Consider the following 15252-nt stretch of genomic DNA (forward strand, 5'->3'; position numbering starts at 1 on the left):
GGATCACGGTGTCGGTCGCAACGGGGTCAGGCGGAAACCGTGGCCTCGCGCGCCGCGGGCTCCCGCTCGGTGGCCGGGCGGCCGGCGAAGAGGCGGTCGAGGCCGAGGGCGCCGGAGCCGGTGAAGACCAGCAGCAGGAAGGCCCAGCAGAACATCGCGGAGGCCTCGCCGCCGTTCTGGATCGGCCACAGGGCGCTCGACTGGTGCACGTCGAAGTAGGCGTACGCCATGGAGCCCGAGGCCAGGAAGGCGGCGGCCCGGGTGCCGAGACCGAGCAGCACCAGGCTGCCGCAGACCAGCTGGATGACGGCCGCGTACCAGCCGGGCCAGGTGCCGGAGTCGAGCGTGCCGCCGTCGGTGCCCGCGGCGCCGCCGAGGACGCCGAAGAGCGAGGCCGCGCCGTGGCAGGCGAAGAGCAGGCCTACGACGACACGGAAGAGGCCGATCGCGTACGGCTGTGCGGTGTTGAGGCGAGCGGACATGGTGGGGGGTGCTCCTTCGGTGTCGGTCGGGCCGGTCCCGAATGGGGGAAGGACCGGTCGGTGGGGGCGGCGGTACCGAATGAGCGACACACGCTAGGCGCACCTAATCGATGCTTGCAAGTTCAACTTCTAGCCACGGGTCGGGTCCGGTCCGTGGTCTCGTCCGGGGTTCCGCCGGGCCCCCCGCTCGCGGTTCCGTCCGGGGCTCTGCCTGGGGGTCCGTACCGGGTTCGAGCTCCCCGGCGGCCGCGCGCAGAGCGGCTCTCGCCACCGCGTCCGCATCCGAAAGCGTGACCGAATCCACCCCTGGGCGGGCACCTGCCGCGGTGACCCAGTGCACGCCTTCCGTAGGCACTCCGAACGCCAACCGCCTTGAGTGCGGCTTGCCTTGACGGTCTATCAGGTGATAGGGGCGCGGGGTCACGTCCAGGCCTCCGGTCACGTAGCCGTCCACCCTGTGGGGACGGCACTGCCCGGTTTTCAGCAGCCGAGCCAGCAGGCCGTCGGCGGTGCGCCGCACATCCGGTTCCGGAAGCCGCGCCTCGACGAGGGTCGTCACCCGGACGGCCGACCCCGGCACCTCCGGCGCGTGCGCCCGCCAGGCCCCGTCCTCCTCCCGCACCTCCAGCCGGGGCCCGAGCACCTCCACCACCCCCGCCTCCACCAGGGCGGCCAGTTCCTCGACGCGTCGGCGCGGCGGGCCGATGGACAGGAACGCGTTGAGCGGGGTGTACCAGCGGTCCAGGTGGTCCCGGCGGGAGGCGCCGGTCAGACCGGCGTGGTCGACGATCAGCCGCAGCTCGTTGCGCAGGTCGCGCATGACGTCCAGGGCCGCCTTCGCGGGACCGTCCACATTGCCCCGGGCGGCGTCCTCCGCGTCCCTGCGCAGATAGCCGAGCAGCCAGTCCCGCCACTGTCCCGGATGCGCGAACCGCCGTCCCGTGTACGGCCGGGAGATCCGGTCCCAGCTCCAGCGGTCGGCCCGCGGTATCCCGAACCCGTCGAGCAGCACGGCCTCCTGGGCGTCGCCGTGCGGGACGGCCGGGAACTCCCGCACGAAACTCTCCGCGGGGCCGGACCGCGCCTGCTCCCGCAGCAGGGCCGCGTAGTAGACCGTCTCCACCTCCTTCGCCACCAACGGCCATATCTCGGCCAGGAAGTCGGGCGCCTCACCCGAGTCCGCGCGCTTGCGGAAACCCGCGATCACCTCCGGGGTCAGCACGAGCGGCCGGTGGCGGCCGTACGGCCCCTTGGCGTTGTCGCCACGGGCCTGGTACGGGATGCCCCGCCGGGAGCCGGCGTACAGCCGCGGCTCGTGACCGGAGGGCAGATAGCGCAGGGCCGTCCGCCCGCTGTGGACGTCATTGCCGGTGCCGGTGCCGGTGCCGGTGCCGGTGCCGGTGCCGGTGCCGGTGCCGGTGCCGGCGTGGGCGTGGGCGTTGGCGTGGGCAGGGACGAAGCGGCCGCCCCGGCCGGTGGTCAGCAGGGCCAGGTGGTCGAAGAAGTTCAGGCCGAGACCGCGCAGCAGCACCGGTTCGCCGGGGGCGAGCGCGGCGAGGTCGACGTCGGCCGGGTTGGCGGGCGGGACGTGCCGCAGGCCGTGCTGTCGGGCGTACGCGGTGTGGCGTCGCTGGGCGGTGTCGGCGACCACCGGCAGATGCCCCTGGGCGAGGACGACGGCGGACAGGCCGAGCAGGATCCGGCCGTCGTCCAGGGTGAGGACCTGGCGGCCGTCGGCGGCGTCGTCGAGCCGGACCGCGCGGGCCGCGTGCGTCTCTACGCGCACCGACGGCGGGGCCTGGCGCACGGTCCTGGCGAACACCCACTCCAGATAGCGGCCGTAGTGCGCGCGGGTCGGGTACTCGTCCGGGCCCAGCTCGCCGGCCGCCCACGCGTGCAGACTCGGACCCGGACGGATCGGGCCCGCGCAGTCCACGCTGTCGTCGGTGAACAGGGTGACCTGCGAGGCCACGGTGTTCATGAGCAGCTCCCGCGACTGCGTGGTGCGCCACACGCGACCCGGTCCCGGCGGGGCGGGATCGACGACGTGGACGGTCAGCCGCGCTCCGGGCGGAAGGAGGTCGGGCGCGGAGGCGCAGAGGCGTTCCAGGACGCTGGTGCCGCGCGGCCCGGCGCCGACGAGGGCGACGGAAACGGTGACCGACGGTCTCGTGTTCGCGTCCGGTGCGGGCTCTCCGATGCCGGCTTGGTCTGCGTTCACTGAGGGCAAGAGGGTGACTCCCGGGCGTGTGGGGCGCGATGGAGCGGACCGTCCACGGGACCGCGGTGGAAGCGGACGGTCCGCATCATCATGCCGTCGGCCGTCACGGAAGCCAACGCGGGCCCCGGATACCCCGGTTGTTCCGCCTCGGGAGTCCCCAGGGAGCCGTCAGGGACCCCTCGGGGAGTCGTCATGGAGTCAGGTCGGACTCCCGCACCGTCGTCAGCGATCCGTCAGCCTGGGCCTGCTCCAGCCGCAGCCGGGCCGAACGCCCGCGCAGGGTGAGGAACATGAGCTGGTTGCCGAACCACGGCCCGCCCTTCCTGCGCCAGCCGACGGGCGGCCGGGGACAGCGGCCGTGCCGGCGCAGGCGGCGGCCGAGCGCCCGGGCCACGGCGCTCCAGCCGAAGCGGAAGCCCACCCGGATCGACGCGGGGACGGAGTTGTGCACGGGGGAGCAGGTGAGCTGGAGCACCCGCGCGTCGGGGCCGCCGCCCTCGTGCCAGTACGGCTCCGCCACGTACGCGTGGTGCACGTCCCCGGAGAGCACGAGCACACTCGCCGGCGCCTTTGCCCCCGTCCCCGTCTCGGCGATCAGTGCCGCCAGCGCGGCGAAGGAATCGGGGAAGGCCGCCCAGTGCTCCAGATCCGCCCCCCGCCGCACCTTCTCCCCGAGGCGGGCCCAGCGCGCCCCGCGCTCGCCCCGGCACAGCGCCGCGTCCCACTCCTCGGCGTCGTGCACCAGATGGGGCAGCAGCCAGGGCAGCGAGGTGCCGATCAGGAGGTGGTCGTAGGAGCCGGGGCCGTCGAGGGTCTGTTCGCGCAGCCAGGTCCACTCGCCCGGGTGGAGCATCGAGCGCCCGCCCTCGTCGAGGACCCGCGCCGCCCTGCTGTCGACCATCAGCAGCCGCACGCGCCCGAAGTCGCGCCGGTAGCTCCACCGCACGGACGCCGGGTCCGCGTCGGCACGACAGGCGAAGGCACGCAGTGCGTCGGTGCCGTCGGGACCCTCGCGTACGGCGGCGTAGAGCGGGTCGGTGGCCAGCTCGGCCGGGGAGAGGTTCCCGAGGTGCTGGTGCACCCAGTACGACATCAGGCCGCTCAGCAGCCGCTCGCGCCACCAGGGTTCGGCCCGCATGTCGGCCAGCCAGGAGGCGGAGGTGTTCCAGTCGTCGATGACGTCATGGTCGTCGAAGACCATGCAGCTGGGCACGGTGGACAGCAGCCAGCGCACCTCGGGGTCGAGCCAGGACTCGTAGTAGAGCCAGGTGTACTCCTCGAAGTCCGCGACCTCGGCACCCGGGGCGTCGGTGAGGCCGCGCCGGGCGGAGATCCGCTCCTTGGTCGCGTCGGAGACCTCGTCGGCGTAGACCTGGTCGCCCAGCAGCAGCAGGACGTCGGGCCGTTCGGCCGCCGGATCGGCGGCCAGGCGGGCCGCCAGGCTGTCCAGGGCGTCGGGGCCCACGGGGTCGTGCCCGCCGGCCGGGGGCGCCGCCCAGCGGCAGGAGCCGAACGCCACCCGGACCTCGTCGCCGTCGTCGCCGGCGTCGACCGCGGCGGGGGTGCGGATCTCCGAGGGCGGGAAGCGGGAGTCGGGCAGCGGCCACACGCGGGTGCCGTCGAGGAAGACCTCGTATCCCGTGGCCGTGCCCGCCGTCAGGCCCGTCACCTCGACGAGGGCGTAGTGGTGGCCCGCCACCTGGAAGGTGTGGGCGGTGCCGCCCGCACCGTCCGCGCAGCGCACCTCGGTGTCGCACGGGCGGCTCGCCTCGACCCATACGGTCGCCGTCGAGCCGTCGGCGTATCTCAGCACTGGTCCCAGCCGCAGTTCGGCCACGCGATCGCCCTCCTCCGTCGCCCCGTACGGTACGGAACGACGGAGGAGAGTGGGGAGATCCCCGCGGTCACGAGTCGATCAGCAGCTCGACAGGTAGCTGGTGAGCGCGCTCTTCTCGGCGGAGTCCACCGACAGGTCGTAGTAGTACTTCACCTGCACCCACGCGCGGACGTAGGTGCAGCGGTACGAGGTGACCGACGGCATCCACTCGGCCGGGTCCTGGTCGCCCTTGGACTGGTTCACGTTGTCCGTGACGGCGATGAGCTGCGGGCGGGTCAGGTCGTTGGCGAAGGCCTGGCGCTGGGCGGTGGTCCAGTTGCGGGCGCCGGAGTCCCAGGCCTCGGCGAGCGGGACCATGTGGTCGATGTCGACGTCGGCGGCGGCGGTCCAGGTGGCGCCGTCGTAGGGGGAGAACCAGCTGCCGCTGGTGGCGGCGCAGGCGGAGCTGGTGACGACGTTCGTACCGTCGCGCTTGAGGACCGTCTCCCGGGTGTTGCAGGTGCCGGAGATGGTGATCCAGTGCGGGAAGAGGTCACGGCTGTAGCCGGTGCGGACCTCGGTCGCCACGGTGAGCGAGGCGAGGTAGGTGCGGGCGGTCGCGGCGCTGACCGGGGTGGGGAGAGCGGCGGAGGCGGTCGGGGAGTTGAGCAGCCCGACCGAGGCTATGAGGCCGGTGAGGGCGGCGAGTATGCTCAGCCGTCCACGCGCGTAGAACTTCGACATGCGAACTCCATGGGGGAGGCGGGGTGTTGGAGCGCGAGCGGGGAAATGCTCGCGGCCGCACGTTGCGGGGAGATGTGCGCCCGGTGAGAAGTTAGTGACGTGGGCATGACACGACAAGGTTTATGGCAGAACGATCTCGTACAATGGGGAACGCAGAAGGGGAGTAGCTCTTCGCCGGACCGTCGACATACTGCTCAGCTCGTCTGAGCCGGCGCCCGGAGGCGGACCCGTCACGGGGTCGGCCAGCGAGACCTTCGGCAAGCAGTGCACATCCGTGCCTCACGGCAGGGATGACCTATGTGCTGCCGTGCCGAGGTGTCTTTGTTTCCTGAAGTGTTCAGGACTCTCGGTGGGGCGGCCCCGACCGATTGAGGAACCTTGATCAGCATCACCGTCACGGCGCTCGTCTTCGGCGTCGTCTTCCTGGCCGAGCTGCCGGACAAGACCGCGCTCGCCGGCCTCGTCCTCGGCACCCGCTACCGCGCCTCGTACGTCTTCGCCGGGATCGCCGCCGCCTTCGCGCTGCATGTCGCGCTGGCCGTCGCGGCGGGCAGCGTGCTGACCCTGCTCCCGCAGCAGCTCCTGCACGCGCTGACCGGCGTCCTGTTCCTGGGCGGCGCGGCGGTGCTGCTGTTCAAGAAGGACGAGGGCGAGGAGGAGGTCCGGCGGCCGGAGGACCAGTCCTTCTGGAAGGTCGCCGGCGCGGGCTTCATGCTGATCCTCGTCGCCGAGTTCGGCGATCTCACCCAGATCATGACGGCGAACCTCGCCGCCCGCTACGACGACCCGCTCTCCGTCGGACTGGGCGCGGTGCTGGCGCTGTGGGCGGTGGCCGGGCTCGGCATCGTCGGCGGAAAGGCGCTGATGAAGCGGGTGCCGCTGAAGCTGATCACGCGGATCGCGGCGCTGCTGATGCTGGCGCTCGGGGTGTGGAGCCTGTGGGAGGCGATCGCCGGCTGAGGCCGCGGCCGAGCTGAACGGCGGGTGAACGCCACCCGGCGCCTCGCGGCCGGGGTGGCGGTGGACCCGCTTTGTTTTGTACCGTAGAGAAACAAAGTGGCTCCCGCTCGTTTTCCCTGACCGGCGGGCGGGGCCGCCTTGTTCTCTTCCTACCTGGAGCTGCTGATGCCGGTCCTGACCGCCCGCGCCCTCCTGCTCGACATGGACGGCACCCTCGTGAACTCCGACGCCGTCGTGGAACGGGTCTGGCGGCGCTGGGCCGACACGCACGGGCTCGACGGGGACGACGTCATGAAGGTCGTCCACGGCCGCCAGGGATACGCCTCGATGGCCGTGCTGCTGCCCAGCCGGCCGGTGCACCTGAACCACGCGGACAACGCGCGGATGCTGGCGGAGGAGACCGCCGACATGAACGGCGTCGTGCCGGTGCCCGGAGCGCCGGAGTTCCTCGCCTCCCTGCGGGGCGTCCCGCACGCGCTGGTCACCTCGGCGGACGTGCCGCTGTCGACGGCCCGGATGGCCGCGGCCGGACTGGGCCTCCCGGACGTGCGCGTCACCGCGGAGTCGGTGGGCGCGAGCAAGCCGGACCCCGAGGGCTTCCTCAAGGGCGCGGCCGAGCTGGGGATCGCCCCGGCCGACTGCGTGGTGTTCGAGGACTCCGGCGCGGGCATCGAGGCCGGCCGGGCCGCCGGGATGCGGGTCGTGGGAGTGGGGCCCCGGGCAGCCGTACACGGACCCGACGTGGTGGTCCGCGATCTGCGGCAGGTGCGGGTGGAGACGGATGAGTCCGGGGTGCGGATCCACGTGGCGTGAGGCGCCGGGGGCTGCGGGCCGGTCGTTGTGTGCTTCCCGGAACCGGGTTCCGGGTGCGTTCGAGTGAGGCCGGCGGAGTCCGGGTGCCGGTCCCTGTGGCGTGAGCGCCGTGAGGGCAGTGGTGTCGTGGGGGCTGTGGTGTCGCCGGGGTTGTGGTGTCGTGGGTTCGGGTGTCGCGGGGTTCGTCGTGCCGTGGGTCCGGGCGCGGTGAAGCACGTGGTGGCGGCGGGTCCGTGATGGCCGGAGGTCCGTGGTGGCGTGGTTCCGTGATGGCGTGGTTCCGGAATCCGGGGGCCGAGGGTCCGGGGGCTGAGGGTTCCGGGGCTACGGCTCCGTCGTCTCCGACTCCAGGCGGGCGCGGGTCTGTGCTCCGTAGGTGCCCAGGCCGTCCTCGGTCGTGCCGCGGGACCACTGGTAGTTGCGCAGGGCGTCCTCGACCTCGCCGGTGAAGGTGCCGTCGGCCTCGCCGTTGTAGAGGAACAGCTGGCGCAGCCGCAGCTGGAGTTCGGTCACCTCGGCGCCCTTGTCGCCGCGCCGCAGGACGACCGCCTCGCTGGAGTCGTCGTCGTTGTCCGCACCGTTGCCGGGCGCCAGGGAGCCGGTCACGCGGGCGGTCGGCGTGGCCTGCCCGGCGTCGGCCGACGGCGACGCCGAGGGTGAGGCGCTCGACTCCGACGCGGAGGGCGACGGGCTCTCGCTCTCGGAGGGCGACGGCGAGGCCTCGGAGGCCGACGGGGACGCGGAGCGGCTCGGCGAGGCCGACGCCGAGGCGGCGCTGGTCGAGGCGTCCGGCACGGCCGCCCGCACGTCCTCGGGGGCGGCCCCGTCCCGCGTCGGCTTCTCGTAGGTGAACAGCCCGGAGGCGAATCCGGCCGCCGCCACCACGGCCACGACGGCCGCGGTCGTCGCGATCAGCAGCGTGCGGCGACGGCGCGGGCGGTGCGGTTCCTCGTCGTCGGGGTGTACGGCACCGGCGCCCGCCGACTCGAACAGGCTCAGGTCGGTCGTGCTGGGCTCGGAGGCGGACGAGGCCGGCGGAGTGGGCAGCGCCGCCGTCATGTCCGGCGCCGGGCCGCCGGGGTGCACGGTGCGCAGGGGCATCGTCGCGTCGGCCGGAACGCCGGGAGCTCCGCCGGGAACGCCGGGAACGGTCGGGAGTGGCATGGTCACGTCGGCCGGGCCGGCGTGGCCCGTGGACGCGCCCTCTGCCCGGCCCCCGGAAGCGCCCGCGGATCCGCCCCCGCCCTCGGTCCCCAGCTCGACGTAGGGCCGTATCCGCAACGGATCGAAGTCCTCCGCGGCGGCCGCCTCCGTCGTGCGCGTGTCGCGCTGGGCCTCGGAGGCGCGCTGGGCGCAGGCGCAGGACGGGGTGTTGTCGAGCGCGCGGAGCGCTCCGCATTCCGGGCACGGCAGCCCCTGCTGCCCCGAGTGCCCCCGGCGCCCCGTCGGATCGATCACGTGTTCGTCCCTCCCCATTCAAACTCCAGAGATTATGCAGATCCTTCGCATGCCCCGCCGCCCGCGACCCCCGGAATGTCGTATTCCGTCAGAGCGCAAGACGACTACAAGAGGCCATAACGGGTCACACCGATCACGATGGAGGGGGTCACCAGAGCCTCGGGAGGCATCCATGGTCTTGGACGCGCACAGCAGGGCGGCGGATCCACGTGCCGAACACGTGTCCGGAAACGTTCTCGTCTCCATCGGCGCCCTCCTGCTCGGCATGCTGCTCGCCGCCCTGGACCAGACGATCGTGTCCACCGCCCTGCCCACGATCGTCAGCGAGCTCGGTGGTATGGAGCACCTGTCGTGGGTGGTCACCGCCTACCTGCTGGCGTCGACGGCCGCGACCCCGCTGTGGGGCAAACTCGGTGACCAGTACGGCCGCAAGAGGCTGTTCCAGACCGCGATCGTCATCTTCCTGATCGGTTCGGCGCTGTGCGGAATGGCGCAAAACATGCCACAGCTGATCGCCTTCCGCGCGCTCCAGGGCCTGGGCGGCGGTGGCCTGATGGTGCTGTCGATGGCGATCGTCGGCGACCTCGTCCCGCCGCGCGACCGCGGCCGCTACCAGGGCCTGTTCGGCGCGGTGTTCGGCGCCACGAGCGTCCTCGGCCCGCTGCTGGGCGGCCTGTTCACCGAGCATCTGAGCTGGCGCTGGGTGTTCTACGTCAACCTGCCCGTCGGCGTCGTCGCGCTCGCCGTCATCGCGACCGTCCTGCGCATCCCGCGCAAGTCGACGAAGCACGTCATCGACTACCTCGGCACCTTCCTCATCGCCGCGGTCGCCACCTGCCTGGTCCTGGTGGCCTCGCTCGGCGGCACCACCTGGGACTGGGCCTCGCCGCAGATCGTCGGCCTGGCGGTGCTGGGCGTGCTCCTGACCGTGGCGTTCGTGGCCGCGGAACGGCGGGCGGCCGAACCGGTGCTCCCCCTGAAACTGTTCCGCATCCGCACCTTCACCCTCTCCGCGGTGATCAGCTTCATCGTCGGTTTCGCGATGTTCGGCGCGATGACGTACCTGCCGACCTTCCTCCAGGTGGTGCAGGGCGTCTCGCCGACCCTGTCCGGCGTGCACATGCTGCCGATGGTGGCGGGCCTGCTGCTGGCCTCCACCGCCTCCGGGCAGATCGTCAGCCGGACCGGCCGCTGGAAGGTGTTCCCGGTCGCCGGCACCGGCGTCACCACGCTCGGCCTGCTCCTCCTGCACCGGCTCGACGAGCACAGCTCCACGGGCGCGATGAGCGCCTGCTTCTTCGTGTTCGGCCTCGGCCTGGGCCTGGTCATGCAGGTGCTGGTGCTGATCGTGCAGAACGCCGTCGGGTACGAGGACCTCGGCGTCGCCACCTCCGGCGCCACCTTCTTCCGCTCGATCGGCGCCTCCTTCGGCGTCGCGATCTTCGGCACGGTCTTCTCGGGCCGCCTCGGCGACAAGCTCACCGATGCCTTCAAGGGCGTGCAACTCCCGTCCGGGGTCACGGTTGGCGGACTCGAGTCCGACCCGCGCGGCATCGCCGAGCTGCCCTCGACCCTGCGACCGCAGGCCCTGGACGCGTACGCGTCCGCCATCACCGACGTCTTCCTGTACGCCGCCCCGGTCGCCCTCCTCGGCTTCGTCCTGGCGTGGTTCCTCAAGGAGGACCCGCTGCGCGGCTCGGTCACCGCGCCCGACGTGACGGAGACCCTCGCCAGCAACCCGGTGGAACGGTCCTCCTACGACGAGGTGTGCCGGGCCCTGTCCGTCCTCGGCACCCGCGAGGGCCGCCGCGAGATCTACCGGAAGATCACCGCCCTGGCCGGCCAGGACCTCCTTCCGGCGTCGAGCTGGCTGCTGCTGCGGATGAAGCGGTACGGCAGTGTCGAGCCGGGCGTGCTCCCCGAGAACGGCACCGTCCCGCTGCCGGTGGTCATCGAGGCCGTCCGTCAGATCGAGGGACGCGGGCTCGCCGTACGCGAGGGACTCGACATGATGCTGACCGACGAGGGCCGCGAGGTCGCCGACCGGCTCGCCGAGGTCCGCGAGGAGTCGCTGGCCGAGCTGCTCGGCGACTGGTGGGGCCCGGACCGGCCCACCGACCTGGTCCAGCTCGTCAGGGAACTGAACAGCGAGCTGTGCGGCTCGGACCGGGAACAGCCGCACGCCGGGCGGGTGGTGCCCGACCACCGGCTCACCTGAGGGCCCGCCACCGGGCGTGTCCGACCAGGCGCGTCGGATCGGCGCGCGGCCTCTGGTGCGGTGCGTCGCGAGGCGGAGGACCGCCCGCGTACCGGATTGCTCGGGTGGTCCGACACCGCGGCGAGGCGCCGTGCCGGGCGTCGCGCGCCCGGCGGGAATCGTCAGACACGCCCGAGCGGCTTGCCGAACCAGTGCTCGGCGTACGGGTCCGCGTTGTGCGGCGCGGTCTCCGTGTAACCCAGCCGGGCGTACAGGGCACGGGCCTCGACGAGGTCGCCGCGGGTGTCGAGGATCATCCGGGTGGCGCCGAGCGCGCGGGCGGCGTCCTCGGCGCCCCGGACGAGAAGCGCGGCGCCGCCCCGGCCGCGCAGCTCCGCCCGGACGAACACCCGGGTGAGCTCGGCGGTGTCGGCGTCCCGCAGCCGTACGCCCGCGGTGCCGGCCGGTTCACCGCCGTACCGCCCGACGAGCAACCGTCCGCCCGGCGGCGCGAGTTCAACACCAATATAAGCGGCGATCTCCCGTTCCAGCTCGACCGGGTCGATCCTGCGCCCCTCGTACAACAGGTAGTAGCGGTCGCTGACCTCGGTGTAGTACGCCCACCAGAGGGCACGGACGACCGGGGCGTCAAAGGGTTCGGCGGTGAGGGTCCAGGCCGGCGACGTCGTCATGCGGCCATTGTCCGAAGACGGCCCGGCCGCCCCGCAACCGAATATGCGTCGGCACCCTCGTCCCGTTGAGTGCGCAGGCCGTTTGGGAGAGGCGGTCCGGGCAACCCGATGCGTGAACCGGCCCGTGGGGCCGACACATCGGAAGGCAAGGCATGTCCACAGGAGTGATCATCGCTCTGATCGTGATCGTGGCGGCCATCGTCGCCGGCGCGGCCGTTCTGGCCGTGCGGGCCCGCGGCTCGCACGGCGGACACGGTCTGAAGCGTCGCTTCGGGCCCGAGTACGACCGTGCCGTGGCCCGGCACGACGGGGACGTCAAGGCCGCCGAGCGCGAGCTCGACGCCCTCGTGGAGCGGCACGGCGGGCTGCGCGAGCGCCCGCTGGAGCCCGCGGAGCGGGAGAGGTTCGAGGCCCGCTGGACGGCCGCGCAGGAGCGGTTCGTCGACTCGCCCCAGGAGGCGGTCACCGAGGCCGACCGGCTGCTCGCGGAAGTGGCCGGCGCCCGGGGCTTCCCGGACGGCGACCAGTACGAGGAGCAGCTCGCCGCGCTCTCGGTCCACCACGCGCACCATGTGCAGGGCTACCGGCGCGTCCACCGGGTCGCCCGCGTGCGCGCCAACGGCGCCGGCACGCACGACGCGAGCGCGACCGGCACGTCCGGCGCACCCGGCACGGAGGACATGCGGGCCGCGATGGTCGACGCGCGCGCCCTCTTCGACGAGCTGGTCGGCGGGGCCTCCCACGACGCCGGCCGTCGTCGCACGACGCGGGAGCCCGTGAGCCAGAACGGCTCCGGCTCCGGCCACCACCTGCCGCGAGGCTTCCACCGTCACCAGGCGAAGGAGGGCTGACCGCCATGCCGGACCTGACACCGAACAAGACGCCGCACACGACGCCCGACACCACACGGGACTCGATACGGGACACGACGCGTGACACGGCTGCGAACCCGGACGCGACTGCGGGCGGGACTCCGGAGAACCGCCGGCCGGCGAGCGACCGAGCCCGTGCGGCGAAGCCCGGCGACACCGCACGCACCGGCGACACTCTGCGGCCCGGCGAGCCGGCCCGCACCGGCGAAGCCGCACGCACCGGCGAACCCGTGCGCACCGGCGAGGCCGCCTCGCCGGGTGAGGCCGCTCTGCCGGGGGAGGCCGTCCTGCCGGGGGAGAGGGGACGGACGTCGGCGGAGCCGCGCGGTACGACAGCCGTGGGTGAGCCGACGCCGCTCGGCACCGGCACCGGCGCGGGCGAACCTGCACGCGGCCGGGCGGCCGGCGCCGGCCGGGACGCGGGCCCGCTCAGTGCCTCCGGCGAAGGGGCACAGCCCCGCCACCGGGACGCGAGCGGCGCGGTGGACACCGTCACGGGCCGTGAGCCGACGGCGGCCGCCGCCCAGCACCGCGAGCACGGCGCGTCCCTCCTGCCGGACGACGAGTGCGACCGGATCGCCTCCCGCATGCGGCACGCGGTCGTCGGGTTCGTCGACGGCCCGCGCGATGCCGTCGCGGAGGCCGACCAGGTGCTGGAGGAACTCGCCGCGCAGTTCACGGACGCCGTGGACCGCCGACGCCGCACCCTGCGCGGGTCCTGGCAGCCGGGGTCGGAGGGCGGCAAGGACCGCTCCGCGACGGCCGCCGCGACGGCCACCGACACCGAGCAGCTCCGGCTGGCCCTGCGGGACTACCGCGAACTGACCGAGCGGCTGCTACACCTCTGAGCCGTCGGCCCCTTCGGCCCTCGCGGCCGAACCACCTGCCGCCGCCCGGCGCTCCCGCCACTCCCGTACGACCGCTTCGACGTCGTACGGCTTCATGCCCAGCGGGGGGCCGGGCGGCGGCTTGAACATCATCTCGCGCACCTTGACGTTGACGTCCGTGACGATCTTCCGGACGAGGCGTTCCGAAGGCGCCGCGTAGGCCGCCGCGAGGGCGTCCTCCGCCTCCTTGCGCAGGGCGAGCGTCGGTGGCAGGACGGAGAGGCCCTCACGGGCCATCTTGCGCTTGATCCACCAGAGTTCGTCGTACGCGGTGTCCGCACCCGCCGGCAACGGCTTTCCCGCTCCCGCCAGTCGGGCGAACTCGCCGCGCTGCTCCGCTTCACGGATCTGCTTGTCGACCCAGGACTCGAACGGGACACCCGGTGGCTTTCGCTCGGTCATGCGTCCATTGTGCCGGACGCGGTGGGGCCGGGCGATTTATCATGCGGCCGCTGTACAAGCACACTTAGGACCCAGCACGCCGACAGGCATGTCAAAGACATCTCAAGGGGAGCGCACGTGCTCGAACTCACCATGGCCACCGTCTCCGGGACGGAAGAGGGCGCCACGGCCGGCATGCTGATGGCCGATTCGCCCAGCGACCCGGGTGCCGTGCTCCGGGTGGGCCGGGACAAGTCCGTGTGCCGCCTCGCGACCCCCGACGACTGGCTGTTCGTCTCCCGGGTGCACCTGGAGTTCCTGTGCGGCCCCGAGGGCACCTGGCAGGTCTCGTGGCTGCGCGGGTCGCAGGACGAGCCGTCCTCCGAGGTGCGGCTCGTGAGCGGCCAGTACGCCCAGCCGCTCGCCTACGGCGGGACCATGCCGCTGGCGCGCGGCGGCTCCGGCGAGATCATCGTCCTCGACCGCACCGGGCCGCGCAGCGTCAACGTGGGCTTCTACCACGAGGCGTGACAGGTCCGGGGGAGCGGGAAGGCTGTGCCGCCGGGGCCTGTCCGCCCCGGCGGGAGGCCCAGGGCCCGTCCGACGCTTCCCGCCGGGCGCGCGACGCCCGGCACGGCGCCTCGCCGCGGTGTCGGATCACCCGAGTACATCCGGTACACGGGCGGTCCGCCGCCGTGCCACGCACCGCACCGGACGCCGCGCACCGATCCGGCGCGCATGGCCGGACACGCCCTACGCCAGCACGCGCGCCAGCGCGAAGCCGTCGTAGCCCTTCGCCCCCACCGTCTGGACGGCCGTGCCGCTCAGCCTCGGGTGCGAGCCGATCAGTTCGATCGCGGCGCGGGTGCCGACCACGTCTCCCGCGTCGCTGTCCGCTTCCACGACCCGCCCGCCCCGAACGACGTTGTCGACGACGATCAGGCTGCCCACGCTCGTGAGCTTCAGCGCCCACTCCAGGTAGTGGGCGTTGTTCGCCTTGTCGGCGTCGATGAAGACGAGGTCGAACGGTGGCGGGTTCTCGTCGGCCAGCAGCGGCAGCGACTCCAGGGCAGGCCCGACCCGCACCTCGACCACCTTGTCCAGGCCCGCGCGGGCGATGTTGCGGGTGGCGACCTCCGCGTGCCGGGGGCTGTACTCCAGCGAGATCAGCCGGCCGTCGGCCGGGAGCGCGCGGGCCAGCCAGATCGTGCTGTAACCGCCGAGCGTGCCGATCTCCAGGACCGTCCGGGCCCCCTGGATCTCGGCGAGCAGCTGGAGCAGCTTGCCCTGGTTGGCCGTGACGTTGACGGGCGGCAGCTCGGCGGCCTCGCTGTCGCGCAGCGCGGCCGCCGTCACCTCGTCGTCCGGGGCGAGATGGTCGGTGAAGTAGGCGTCGACGGCGTCCCAGGCCTGCGACTCGCTCATGCGCTATGCCTCTCGTGTACCTGACATATCCGGCGGTATGTCTCGTCAGGAATGCTAAGTCGAGCCCCACGGATCCCCGGCCGGGGCTTTCAGCCGTTCGGCGCAGGGGGCGCGGCGGGAGGCGCGAAAGAGGCGGAGGGCGCCGCACGCGGCGTGGGAGGCGTGCTGGGCGTGGGCGGGGGCGGAGCGGGTCGCGCGGAAGGCATGGGGGGCGTCGGGAGCGCCTGGGGTGGCGCGGGCGGCTTCGGCGGAACGGCAGTGGGAGCGGGGGGACGGACGGGAGGGGCTGGAGGAGCTGCGGGGG

14 protein-coding genes and 1 pseudogene are annotated in these 15252 nt (G+C 73.1%); 6 read left to right on the forward strand and 9 right to left on the reverse strand.

The window, feature by feature from the left end:
- Positions 1-26: 26 nt before the first annotated feature.
- The 4 genes from QQM72_RS39120 to QQM72_RS39135 form a co-directional block, all read right to left on the reverse strand.
- Complete coding sequence (locus QQM72_RS39120; RefSeq protein WP_314225581.1) at positions 27-482, reverse strand: DoxX family protein; 456 nt, start codon at positions 480-482, stop codon at positions 27-29.
- Positions 483-585: 103 nt separating this feature from the next.
- The gene (locus QQM72_RS39125; protein ID WP_314225593.1) at positions 586-2682 is read right to left on the reverse strand and encodes an FAD/NAD(P)-binding protein; all 2097 of its coding nucleotides are present in this window, start codon (positions 2680-2682) and stop codon (positions 586-588) included.
- A gap of 211 nt (positions 2683-2893) precedes the next feature.
- Complete coding sequence (locus QQM72_RS39130) at positions 2894-4540, reverse strand: alkaline phosphatase D family protein (RefSeq protein WP_314225582.1); 1647 nt, start codon at positions 4538-4540, stop codon at positions 2894-2896.
- 78 nt (positions 4541-4618) lie between these two features.
- The gene (locus tag QQM72_RS39135; RefSeq protein WP_054238089.1) at positions 4619-5263 is read right to left on the reverse strand and encodes an HNH endonuclease family protein; all 645 of its coding nucleotides are present in this window, start codon (positions 5261-5263) and stop codon (positions 4619-4621) included.
- A 378-nt stretch (positions 5264-5641) separates the two neighbouring features.
- Between QQM72_RS39135 and QQM72_RS39140 the strand changes: the two genes are divergently transcribed.
- Positions 5642-6223 (forward strand): TMEM165/GDT1 family protein, encoded by a 582-nt coding sequence (locus QQM72_RS39140; protein WP_314225583.1) that lies wholly within the window; start codon positions 5642-5644, stop codon positions 6221-6223.
- 165 nt (positions 6224-6388) lie between these two features.
- Positions 6389-7036: an HAD family hydrolase gene (locus QQM72_RS39145; RefSeq protein WP_314225594.1), complete on the forward strand. Its 648-nt coding sequence runs from the start codon at positions 6389-6391 to the stop codon at positions 7034-7036.
- 324 nt (positions 7037-7360) lie between these two features.
- Here the strand turns inward: QQM72_RS39145 and QQM72_RS39150 are convergent, their stop codons facing one another.
- Positions 7361-8494, reverse strand: a complete 1134-nt coding sequence (locus tag QQM72_RS39150; protein ID WP_314225584.1) for a peptidoglycan-binding domain-containing protein — start codon at positions 8492-8494, stop codon at positions 7361-7363.
- 172 nt (positions 8495-8666) lie between these two features.
- Between QQM72_RS39150 and QQM72_RS39155 the strand changes: the two genes are divergently transcribed.
- Positions 8667-10712, forward strand: a complete 2046-nt coding sequence (locus QQM72_RS39155; protein WP_314225585.1) for an MDR family MFS transporter — start codon at positions 8667-8669, stop codon at positions 10710-10712.
- Between the two features lie 161 nt (positions 10713-10873).
- Here the strand turns inward: QQM72_RS39155 and QQM72_RS39160 are convergent, their stop codons facing one another.
- Entirely contained in the window at positions 10874-11383 is a 510-nt protein-coding gene (locus tag QQM72_RS39160; RefSeq protein WP_314225586.1) for a GNAT family N-acetyltransferase, read from the reverse strand.
- Positions 11384-11535: 152 nt separating this feature from the next.
- On the opposite strand from QQM72_RS39160, the gene QQM72_RS39165 reads away from it, so the two are divergent.
- Positions 11536-12234, forward strand: a complete 699-nt coding sequence (locus QQM72_RS39165) for a hypothetical protein (protein WP_314225587.1) — start codon at positions 11536-11538, stop codon at positions 12232-12234.
- 5 nt (positions 12235-12239) lie between these two features.
- Positions 12240-13103, forward strand: a complete 864-nt coding sequence (locus QQM72_RS39170) for a hypothetical protein (protein ID WP_314225588.1) — start codon at positions 12240-12242, stop codon at positions 13101-13103.
- On the opposite strand, the gene QQM72_RS39175 is transcribed toward QQM72_RS39170, so the two are convergent.
- On the reverse strand, positions 13092-13544 hold the full coding sequence (locus QQM72_RS39175) for a DnaJ family domain-containing protein (RefSeq protein WP_314225589.1): 453 nt from the start codon (positions 13542-13544) through the stop codon (positions 13092-13094). The genes QQM72_RS39170 and QQM72_RS39175 overlap by 12 nt on opposite strands.
- 117 nt (positions 13545-13661) lie before the next feature.
- Between QQM72_RS39175 and QQM72_RS39180 the strand changes: the two genes are divergently transcribed.
- A complete protein-coding gene (locus tag QQM72_RS39180; protein ID WP_020126876.1) occupies positions 13662-14054 on the forward strand; it encodes a hypothetical protein in 393 nt (130 codons plus the stop codon).
- A 222-nt stretch (positions 14055-14276) separates the two neighbouring features.
- On the opposite strand, the gene QQM72_RS39185 is transcribed toward QQM72_RS39180, so the two are convergent.
- Together QQM72_RS39185 and QQM72_RS39190 are read right to left on the reverse strand one after the other, a co-directional pair.
- Positions 14277-14948 (reverse strand): O-methyltransferase, encoded by a 672-nt coding sequence (locus tag QQM72_RS39185; RefSeq protein WP_314225590.1) that lies wholly within the window; start codon positions 14946-14948, stop codon positions 14277-14279.
- Between the two features lie 54 nt (positions 14949-15002).
- Positions 15003-15252, reverse strand: a pseudogene (locus tag QQM72_RS39190) (hypothetical protein); the annotation flags it as partial.

Origin of the sequence: Streptomyces zaehneri, from assembly GCF_032248645.1 — a bacterium.
GTDB classification, from domain to species: domain Bacteria; phylum Actinomycetota; class Actinomycetes; order Streptomycetales; family Streptomycetaceae; genus Streptomyces; species Streptomyces coriariae.

What these genes read in the sequence shown, in the direction of transcription:
- QQM72_RS39120 (WP_314225581.1), bottom strand. Translation starts at nt 482, where the DNA reads ATGTCCGCTCGCCTCAACACCGCACAGCCGTACGCGATCGGCCTCTTC.
- QQM72_RS39175 (WP_314225589.1), bottom strand. Translation starts at nt 13,544, where the DNA reads ATGACCGAGCGAAAGCCACCGGGTGTCCCGTTCGAGTCCTGGGTCGAC.
- QQM72_RS39145 (WP_314225594.1), top strand. Translation starts at nt 6,389, where the DNA reads ATGCCGGTCCTGACCGCCCGCGCCCTCCTGCTCGACATGGACGGCACC.
- QQM72_RS39135 (WP_054238089.1), bottom strand. Translation starts at nt 5,263, where the DNA reads ATGTCGAAGTTCTACGCGCGTGGACGGCTGAGCATACTCGCCGCCCTC.
- QQM72_RS39170 (WP_314225588.1), top strand. Translation starts at nt 12,240, where the DNA reads ATGCCGGACCTGACACCGAACAAGACGCCGCACACGACGCCCGACACC.
- QQM72_RS39155 (WP_314225585.1), top strand. Translation starts at nt 8,667, where the DNA reads ATGGTCTTGGACGCGCACAGCAGGGCGGCGGATCCACGTGCCGAACAC.
- QQM72_RS39160 (WP_314225586.1), bottom strand. Translation starts at nt 11,383, where the DNA reads ATGACGACGTCGCCGGCCTGGACCCTCACCGCCGAACCCTTTGACGCC.
- QQM72_RS39185 (WP_314225590.1), bottom strand. Translation starts at nt 14,948, where the DNA reads ATGAGCGAGTCGCAGGCCTGGGACGCCGTCGACGCCTACTTCACCGAC.
- QQM72_RS39165 (WP_314225587.1), top strand. Translation starts at nt 11,536, where the DNA reads ATGTCCACAGGAGTGATCATCGCTCTGATCGTGATCGTGGCGGCCATC.